The organism is Streptomyces alkaliterrae, assembly GCF_007097205.2.
Taxonomy (GTDB): domain Bacteria; phylum Actinomycetota; class Actinomycetes; order Streptomycetales; family Streptomycetaceae; genus Streptomyces; species Streptomyces alkaliterrae.
The window spans coordinates 1-1942 of the sequence record NZ_VJYK02000534.1; the positions used below are offsets into that span (position 1 = coordinate 1).

2 protein-coding genes are annotated in these 1942 nt (G+C 69.3%); both read left to right on the top strand.

All coding sequences use genetic code 11. The features are described from left to right. The coding region (locus FNX44_RS26495) for an aminotransferase class IV (protein WP_173019303.1) at nt 1-425 on the top strand (425 nt) is incomplete at its 5' end. A 218-nt stretch (nt 426-643) separates the two neighbouring features. Then, nucleotides 644-1942, top strand: a 1299-nt coding sequence (locus tag FNX44_RS26500; RefSeq protein ID WP_143651509.1) for a WXG100-like domain-containing protein, incomplete at its 3' end; no start/stop codon positions are given.

The window sequence follows — 1942 nt, forward strand, 5'->3', positions numbered from 1 at the left end:
TCGCCACGGTCACCTACGAACGCGACCTGCCGCACGTCAAACACGTCGGCCTCTTCGGTGCCGTCCACCACCTCCGCGCCGTCCGCCGCGCCGGCCACGACGACGCGCTCTTCGTCGACCGCGCCGGAACCCTCAGCGAAGGCGCCACCTGGAACCTCGGCCTCGTACGCGACGACCAGGTGCTGTGGCCCGACGCCGACGTGCTGCCCGGCATCACGATGCGCCTCCTCGCCGACGAGTTCGGCCACACCGCCGTCCGTCTGACGCCAGCCGACCTCACCGGTGTCGACGCCGCCTTCGCCACCAACGCCGTCACCGGCGTCCGCCCCATCGCCCGGATCGACGACGCGCCCCTCGCCGCCGACCACCCCCTCGTCGCCCGCCTCGCACACCACCACGACCAGCTGCCCGACGAAGCGCTGTGACCACAAGACCGCTGAAAACGGGCGCCGTTACCCGTTAACCGTCGAATAGCCGTCGAACTCCCCCGACCCCGGCAGCGGGATGTAACGGCCCTGTGCGCGTCCGTCACCAGAGCTTGCGGCCGGCTCTCGCCCCAGGTCAGGGTGGTTACGGTCGGACCTCCGCGCGGCGGTAGGGTCGGCGTGCTCGCGGTAGGTCAGCTGTTCGGGGGAGTTCTGTCATGGCGATCATGTTGCCTGAAGAGCTTGAGTGGGTCCTCAACATCCTGGGCTTCAACTGGCCCGAGGCCAACGAGGACAAGCTCATGGAGTCCGCCCAGGCCTGGCGCCAGTTCGCCGTGGACCTGGAATCACTCCAGGCGACCGGCAACAGATCCGCCGGCAACGTGCTCTCCGAGAACTACGGCAAGTCGGTCGAGGGCTTCGACGAGGCGTGGCGCGAGTTTTCCGGCAGCGAGCGCGGCTACTTCGACGACGCGCGGACCGCCGCGCTCATCGTGGCCTTCGCCCTGGACGCCGTCGCGGCGATCGTCATCGCCTGCAAGATCGCCGTCATCATCCAACTCATCATCCTAGCGGTCCAATTGATAGCCGCCGCGGCGGCCGCCCCGTTCACACTCGGAATATCCGCCGTCGCCAGCGCCGGTATCACCCAGGCCATCAGACTTGTCGTCCGACAGCTGCTGAAAATGCTGCGCGACGCCATCGTCAGCACCATCGTCGACGCCCTACGCGAAACCGCGATGAAGGCCATCCAGGCCATCGCCCAGGACCTGATGCGGCAGGCCACCAACGTCCACTTCGGCGCCCAGGACGGCATCGACGTCGGCAACGCCGTCAACGCGGGCTACGACGCCGGCCGCCAGGAACTCAAGGACCAGTGGGACAACAAGGGCGAGAACTTCCGCGACAACTTCCTCTCTTCCGGCGCCGGAACAGCCCGCCAGAACATCGAACGATCCGGCAACAACGCCCTGGGCTGGGGCAACAACGACTCCGGCTCCGGCTCGAACTCCGACTCCAGTTCCGGCAGCGGCACCAACGAGGGCTCCTCCGGAACCTCCGACTCCAGTTCCGGCAGCGGCACCGGTAGCGGCGGCAGCAGCGACGGCGGCGGTGGAAGCGGCGGCACGGGTACCGGCTCCGGCTCCGGCTCCGGCTCCGGCGACGCAGGCAGCGGCAGCGGCAGCGGCAGCGGCAGCGGTGGCACCGGCACCGGCACCGGCACAGGCACCGGCTCGGGCGGCGGCGGCACGACCGCCAGCGGCGGCAGCGCCCCCACCAACTCCACCGGAACCAACAGTTCCACCAGCAACGGCAACGGCAACACCTCCACCACCCCCGCCGGTGGCGACACCACCACCTCCAACGGCTCGGACGGAAACACCGGCTCCGACGGCTCCGACGGCCGCAGCCACTACCCCCGACCGACCGACACCAGCGGGCAGGACTACAACCCGAACCCCTTCGACGCGCCCCGCTCCGAGTCGAACCAGAACACCACCACTCCCGACACCGAC